Genomic DNA, 6,679 nt, shown 5'->3' with positions numbered 1-6,679 from the left:
CCCGCCTTTCGAGAGGCCATGATCGGCCTGCTCTACGTGGTGGGCGCCAGTCTGGCTACGCTGCTGGTCAGCCAGGATCCCCACGGTGCCCAGCTACTCGCCCAGACCCTCAGCGGCGACCTGCTTTGGGTCACTCCTGCCGCACTTTTGCCGCTGATGGCTATAGCGGTGGCCGTGATCATCTGGCAATGGGCAATTCCCTCGCGCTGGCAGGGCCGGGTATTCCTGGTACTTTTCTCCGTGGCCATCACCCTCAGCGTCGAGGTAGCCGGCGTCTATGTAGTGTTTGCCACCCTGATTGCCGCCCCCCTGATGGTCATCCACCTGGGCGGGCGATCGATTCCGCTGGCCGCGGCCGTGGCATTGACGGGCCAGGGAGCGGGCCTGCTTGCCTCCGCCACCTTCGATCTGCCAGCCGGACCATCGGTGGTGCTGGCGCTTGTTCTGGCCGGCTTTCTGGCATTGGCCGCAACCCGGATTGGACAGCGGGCCACGTTTAACTGCCGACTTTCGGATTAACCCGATAGCTGCCAGACTCACCGGTATGATCAACATCCACCCCGGAGGAGATAGACAATGACGTTGCATCTCGAAATTGCGCCACTGATCAGCCTGGGCGCAGGCATTGCCATACTGGTGTTTCCGAAACTGCTGAACTACATTGTTGCCGGGTACCTGATCATTCTTGGGGTGCTGGGGCTGCTGGGGCATTCCCTGTAACATCGGGAGGACAGGACACTAGTGTCCCGACGCAAATCAGCAACTGCGCGGCATAGTAGGTGGCCATAATGGCCACGTCCGATCCGGCGAAAGGCGAGACAAACTTGTCGATGGCAATCAGGGTATCGCTGACCATGAAGAGCAGCGCACCCAGGGCAACCCAGAGAAATTGACTGTCATCCCGGAACCCGGCGGAGATCGCCATCAGGCTGATGGCGATCATATAAACCGTAGTTACTAACTGCAGGTCACCGGTCTGTGGAATGATGAACAGGGTGCAGGCCAGGGTGTAGGCAAGGATCGCGGACGCCCAGGGCAGTCGGCCCACCCGCCAGCGAAACTGTGTGAGAAATAACGCTGTGTAAGTCAGTTGAGCCAGCAGGAAGGCGCCCAGCCCCGGAATAAACAGGCCATCCGGGCTCAGCAGGGTGTCCCCGATACCCGACAGCACCAACGCAGCAACTAGATAGTTACGGGTCTTACCTGACGCCTTTGCCACCACCAATTGTAGGAGCAGTGCAATAGGGATGACCTTGAAAAACCACCCCACGCCGTGGGGGAAAACGTCCCGAAGGGAGATATAAAGCAGAGCAAACAGGGCAAAGGCCAGCAGCCAGGCAAGCGATGGCACCAGGCGGGTTGCGGTAACACGAGATGGTTTCATTGGCTCTGCTTCCAACACATCTTCACCTCACTCAGTATCGAACCTCATTCACTTTATGTACCCGGTCCGGATGACCAAATACATCGATGACCTGCTGCCGGGTAAGCGGCAAGGCGTACCAATGCTTACCATCCGGCGTGCCAACTACTGGCTCCTCCCTTTCCCCGGCGCAATGGGAACAGATCCCGACCGACAACAGACGTCCCTCCCTGAACACGATGTGGAATCCGCCCCCCGTATAGACATCGTTCTCTCTGGATTTTTGCTTCCAAGAGTCAGGCCACTGTGGAGGCGGTATAAAGGGTGGCAGGTAACGGGCAACGTCTTGCGGTCGCAGATCACCAATGGAAACCGGTGGACTGTCCGGTGACAGTCTCAGCAGAGCCTCCAAAGGCCTTGAATCCCCTGCTTTCCCCAAATCTATCCCTACCACGTAATAAAGAGGTTCGCCGGAGGCATCAATTTCTTCACCATGGGCCACCAACGGTCCTTTCTCGAAACGTGAGACGTTGGCGCAGCCGGTTAACAGGGTTGCGAGCAGCAGACTGACCAGGATCAAGCGCATGGATATCTCCCCAAACGCAATTATCGATAGTTTAAAGCTCTACGCCATAATGGTGGAGAACAATGATCATTAACCAGTAACAGGTTGTGGTAATGCCAATCGATACCGCGAGGCTGAGGTAGAAGTTGACACCTTGCTTAAGGAGTACCGGCAGAGCGACAAATAATGCCAAAGATGGGATGACCAGCCAGAATACGCTGCTGGCAAGTTCGCTGGCCCTGTCGATATCCCCGGTGTCGACCGGCTTCGTCGGTTTCCCGGGTACCCTTTACCAGGAACTCGTTCTTGCAGTCGGCGTCATGTACGAACGCCTCGAAGGCTCGGGCGCAGAGCTCTTCTGGTTTGCTGAAGTAGAGAACTCCGGCGTTCTTGGCCAGGGCGAAACTGCGGGTGGCCGGGGTGTAGTGGGCGGACACGGCAGGCTGGCCTCCAATGCCGTACTGCAGGGCCAGGGTTCCGCGCAGGGAGATCAGCGTCTCGGTGCCACCCAGGATGGTCATCAGATCGCACAGGGCGTCGTAGAACAGGGCGGCGCTACCCTGTTTTTCCGGCTCGGTTACCCAGCGGCCAATCTCGACCGTGCGGAACTGGAATCGTCGCCGGACATCCAGGAAGGTAACCGGGGCACCGCCGCGGTGGTCCGGCCCGCGGCGGTAGTAGGATCTGGGCATGGGGTCTCACACTTCGGATTCAGCGACAGTGTACCTGCCAATGACAAATCCCCTGAAGCCCTCCCGACTCGGCCCCCTAACTTACCACTCCAGCTGGGCGCCGGTCTGGTACTCAATCACCCGGGTCTCGAAGAAATTCTTCTCCTTGCGCAGGGTGGCCTGTTCGTCTAACCAGGGGGAGACGTTTTTCGCCCCGGGGAAAGGCTCTTCCAGGCCTACGGTTCTCGCCCGGCGGTTGGCGACGAACCGGAACTGCTCACTGTGGTACTCCGCCGAATAGCCCAGGATGGGATCCCGCAGGATGTAGTCTGCATAGGCCTTCTCTGCCGCTTCCGACTCGTCCCACATGGCCCGAACCGCCTTGGGATCGAGGGTGATGTTTTCCTCTTCGAGGATCTGGTTGACCACTTTCAGGCCGAAGGAGAAGTGCATGGCCTCGTCCCGGAGGATGTACTGCAGTTGCTCGCCAGTGCCCCGCATCAGGCCCCGACGCTGCAGGGCGAAGATGGGGCTGAAGCCGTTGTAGAACCAGGCACCCTCGAACACGGCCGCGAAGAACAGGTAGGACATGATGAATTCCTGCAGGTCGTCCCGGTTGCGCAGGTTGAGGTCGGAGCGCATGGCGGCGTCCAGGCGGCGGTTGGCCATCTGGATCTTGCCGTTGATTTCCGGCACCACGCGGTAGCGGTTGTAGATTTCACTCTGGTCCAGGTTGAGGGTTTCGATGCAGTGCTGGTAGGCCCAGGTGTGCATGGCTTCCTCGTAGACCTGCCGGGCCTGGTAAATCTGCAGTTCCGGGGCGCTCATCTTTTCCATCACCGCCAGGCCAATGTTGCGCATGGCGAGGATGTCGGAGGTGGTGAGGTAGGCCAGGACGTTCTCGTAGACGTGTTTTTCCGGTGCGGTAAGGCGATGGTGGTAGTCGTGGACGTCCTGGGCCATGTTGACGTCCAGGGGAGTCCAGTGGTTCTTGTTGGCGTTCATGAAGTACTCCCAGGCCCAGGGGTACTTGAACGGCGCCAGCTGGTTAATGTCGGTTTCGCCGTTGATGACGCGTTTATCGTCCACGTTAACCGGGGCCGGGCCCTCGGTTTTCGCGGTATTGGATTGGGGTTTTGGTTCGTCGTCCCAGTTGAGCATGTCGTTTCTAACCTCTAATTCGTTGGCCGGACTTTGGGGGCCGGGACCTGGCCGGGTGCTTTTTCCGCTGCAATTCACGGCCCGTCCCTGGGCCGACCTTGCACCGCGCCATCCATGGCGCTGCTCCAAAAGCACCCGACCAGATCCCGGTCGGACTATGGCAGGTAACCGCCTACTGACAAGCCTCGCAGTCCGGCTCGTCTATGGAACAAACCTGCGGCTGTGGCGCGGCGACCGGGGCCGTTTTTTCGGCACCGGTGGCACCCAGGGAGCGCAGGTAATAGGTGGTTTTCAGGCCTCGCTCCCAGGCCAGCTGGTACAGGTCGTCCAGCTTGCGGCCGTTGGGCTCGGCCATGTAGAGGTTGAGACTCTGGGCCTGGTCGAGCCATTTCTGGCGCCGGGCAGCGGCCTCCACCAACCAGCGGGCATCGATTTCGAAGGCCGTCGCGTAGCGGGCTTTCAGTTCGGCGGGGATGCGGTCGATCTGTTGCACGCTGCCGTCGAAATACTTGAGGTCGTTGACCATGACGTTGTCCCACAGACCCTCGGCCTTGAGGTCGCGGACCAGGGACGGGTTCACCACGGTGAACTCGCCGGACAGGTTCGATTTGACGAACAGGTTCTGGTACGCCGGCTCGATGGACTGGGACACACCGACGATGTTGGAGATGGTGGCCGTCGGTGCGATGGCCATGACGTTGCTGTTACGCATGCCATTACGGGCAATAAGCTCCCGCACCGGCGCCCAGTCCAGGCGCGTTTCGGTATTGACGCTGAAGTTGCCTTCGCTGCGGTGTTCCCCGAGCAGGTTTACCGAGTCGATGGGCAGGATGCCCTGATCCCACAATGAGCCGTCGTAGCTCTCGTAGGTTCCCCGCTCACCGGCCAAGGTGGCGGAGGCGCGCAGGGCGAAGTAGCTGAGTTGCTCCATGGCGACGTCGGCGAACTCCACCGCCTCCGGGCTGGCGTAGGGTACGCCCAGCTTGTAGAGGGCGTCCTGGAAGCCCATCAGACCCAGACCTACCGGGCGGTGTTTGAGATTGGAGTTTTTCGCCTGGGGTACCGCGTAGTAGTTGATGTCGATGACGTTATCGAGCATGCGCACGGCGGTGGTGACGGTGCGTTCCAGCCGCTGCACGTCCAGTTCGCCATCCTGCACATGGGCTGCAAGGTTCACGGAACCCAGGTTGCACACGGCGATTTCGTCCTCACTGGTGTTGAGGGTGATCTCGGTGCACAGATTGGAGCTGTGGACGACACCTTTATGCTGCTGGGGTGAGCGCAGGTTGCAGGGGTCCTTGAAGGTGATCCAGGGGTGGCCGGTTTCGAACAGCACGGTGAGCATCTTGCGCCACAGCTGTTTCGCGGACACTTTTTTGTAGAGGGTGATCTCGCCCTGCTCCGCCAGTTTTTCATAGTGCTCGTAGCGCTCCCGGAAGGCGTTGCCGTAGAGGTCGTGCAAGTCGATCACGTCACTGGGGGAGAACAGGGTCCAGTCCCGGTCTTCCCGCATGCGTTCAATCAGCAGGTCCGGCACCCAGTTGGCGGTGTTCATGTCGTGGGTGCGACGGCGTTCGTCGCCGGTGTTCTTGCGCAGCTCCAGGAATTCCTCGATGTCCAGGTGCCAGCTTTCCAGGTAGGCACAGACCGCGCCCTTGCGCTTGCCACCCTGGTTCACCGCCACGGCGGTGTCGTTGACCACCTTCAGGAAGGGCACCACACCCTGGCTCTGGCCGTTGGTGCCCTTGATGTGGGAACCCAGGGCGCGAACCGGAGTCCAGTCGTTGCCCAGGCCACCGGCCCACTTGGACAGCATGGCGTTGTCGCGGATGGCGCCGTAGATGCTCTCCAGGTCATCCTGCACGGTGGTGAGGTAGCAGGAGGACAGCTGGGAGTGACGGGTGCCGCTGTTGAACAGCGTCGGCGTGCTGGCCATGTAGTCGAAGCTGGACAGCAGGTTGTAGAACTCGATGGCGCGGGCGTTGGGATCGTCCTCCCGCAGGGCCAGACCCATGGCGACGCGCATGAAGAACACCTGGGGCAGTTCCAGCCGGGCCTGATTCCAGTGCAGGAAGTAACGGTCATACAGGGTCTGCAGACCCAGGAAGCCGAACTGCTGGTCCCGCTCCGGCTTCAGGGCCTCACCCAGCCGCTCCAGATCGAAGGCCGCCAGGGCCTCGTCCAGCAGTTCACAGCGGATACCTTCGTGGATAAAGGCCTTGAGCGCCTGCGGATAAACCTCCGCCAGTGAGAGACTGGTCGAGAGGTTAAGGGCACCGGCGGTCTCCAGACGGATCTGTTCCAGCAGCAGTCGGGCGGTGACGGCGCTATAGTCCGGCTCCTGCTCGATACGACCGCGGGCGGTCATGATCAACGCCGAGAGTACCCCGGTTTCCTCGATGCCGTCGTAGAGATTGCGCAGGGCATCGTCCACCAGGGATTCGCCATCGATACCTTCCAGACCCTGGGCTGCCTGCTCCACCTGCAGTTTCATCAGCCCCAGGTCCAGGGGGGCTGAGGTGCCGTCGGCCTTTTTCACGGTCAGGTGCGGGTGCGCCTCCACCGGCTCATCCTGTGCCCGCTGGCGGGCGTGCTCCTCCCGGTAGAGGACATAGGCCCTTGCGACTTTCTGCTCTTCGCCGCGCATCAGGGCCAGTTCCACCTGGTCCTGGATGTCCTCGATATGTACCTTGCCGCCAGCCTTCAGGCGCCGGCTGATGGCCTGGACCACCTGATCGGTTACAGCTTTGACGGCATGGTTGATATGGGCAGAACCGGCGGCCGCATCGCCTTCCACGGCAAGGAAGGCCTTGGTGACGGCCACACTGATCTTGGAGGGGTCAAACCCCACCAGGGTGCCGTTACGCTTGATAACCTGGAGGGATTCGGTAGTGGCTGGGGGTGCTTCGGCCAGGGCTG

7 protein-coding genes are annotated in these 6,679 nt (G+C 60.7%); 2 read left to right on the top strand and 5 right to left on the bottom strand.

The genetic code is table 11. From position 1 onward, the window contains the following. A partial coding sequence (locus tag ACESMZ_RS16895) for a metal ABC transporter permease (protein ID WP_372973046.1) occupies positions 1–519 on the top strand: 519 nt, incomplete at its 5' end. A 57-nt stretch (positions 520–576) separates the two neighbouring features. Then, a complete protein-coding gene (locus ACESMZ_RS16890; protein ID WP_372973045.1) occupies positions 577–720 on the top strand; it encodes a DUF3096 domain-containing protein in 144 nt (47 codons plus the stop codon). Here ACESMZ_RS16890 and ACESMZ_RS16885 read toward each other — a convergent pair. The 5 genes from ACESMZ_RS16885 to ACESMZ_RS16865 all read right to left on the bottom strand — a co-directional run bounded on the left by ACESMZ_RS16885 (position 680) and on the right by ACESMZ_RS16865 (position 6,674). Further along, positions 680–1,384: a lysoplasmalogenase gene (locus ACESMZ_RS16885; protein ID WP_372973044.1), complete on the bottom strand. Its 705-nt coding sequence runs from the start codon at positions 1,382–1,384 to the stop codon at positions 680–682. The two genes, ACESMZ_RS16890 and ACESMZ_RS16885, sit on opposite strands and share 41 nt — an antisense overlap. A 31-nt stretch (positions 1,385–1,415) precedes the next feature. Continuing rightward, entirely contained in the window at positions 1,416–1,949 is a 534-nt protein-coding gene (locus tag ACESMZ_RS16880) for a hypothetical protein (RefSeq protein WP_372973043.1), read from the bottom strand. 137 nt (positions 1,950–2,086) lie between these two features. After that, positions 2,087–2,620 carry an LPD1 domain-containing protein gene (locus tag ACESMZ_RS16875; protein WP_372973042.1) on the bottom strand — a complete coding sequence of 178 codons (534 nt, stop codon included), beginning with the start codon at positions 2,618–2,620 and terminating at the stop codon, positions 2,087–2,089. 81 nt (positions 2,621–2,701) lie between these two features. Next, entirely contained in the window at positions 2,702–3,760 is a 1,059-nt protein-coding gene (locus ACESMZ_RS16870) for a ribonucleotide-diphosphate reductase subunit beta (RefSeq protein WP_372973041.1), read from the bottom strand. Between the two features lie 172 nt (positions 3,761–3,932). Then, complete coding sequence (locus ACESMZ_RS16865; RefSeq protein ID WP_372973048.1) at positions 3,933–6,674, bottom strand: ribonucleoside-diphosphate reductase subunit alpha; 2,742 nt, start codon at positions 6,672–6,674, stop codon at positions 3,933–3,935. Between the last annotated feature and the right edge of the window lie 5 nt (positions 6,675–6,679).

The organism is Marinobacter sp. (genome assembly GCF_041690615.1).
In the GTDB taxonomy this organism is placed as follows: Bacteria; Pseudomonadota; Gammaproteobacteria; order Pseudomonadales; family Oleiphilaceae; genus Marinobacter.
Note: the sequence above shows the minus strand (reverse complement) of the source record. Positions and strands in the feature narration are given on the sequence as shown.

Excerpts from the sequence above, each read along its gene's own strand:
- ACESMZ_RS16890 (WP_372973045.1), top strand. The coding sequence starts at position 577 with ATGACGTTGCATCTCGAAATTGCGCCACTGATCAGCCTGGGCGCAGGC.
- ACESMZ_RS16885 (WP_372973044.1), bottom strand. The coding sequence starts at position 1,384 with ATGAAACCATCTCGTGTTACCGCAACCCGCCTGGTGCCATCGCTTGCC.
- ACESMZ_RS16880 (WP_372973043.1), bottom strand. The coding sequence starts at position 1,949 with ATGCGCTTGATCCTGGTCAGTCTGCTGCTCGCAACCCTGTTAACCGGC.
- ACESMZ_RS16875 (WP_372973042.1), bottom strand. The coding sequence starts at position 2,620 with ATGCCCAGATCCTACTACCGCCGCGGGCCGGACCACCGCGGCGGTGCC.
- ACESMZ_RS16870 (WP_372973041.1), bottom strand. The coding sequence starts at position 3,760 with ATGCTCAACTGGGACGACGAACCAAAACCCCAATCCAATACCGCGAAA.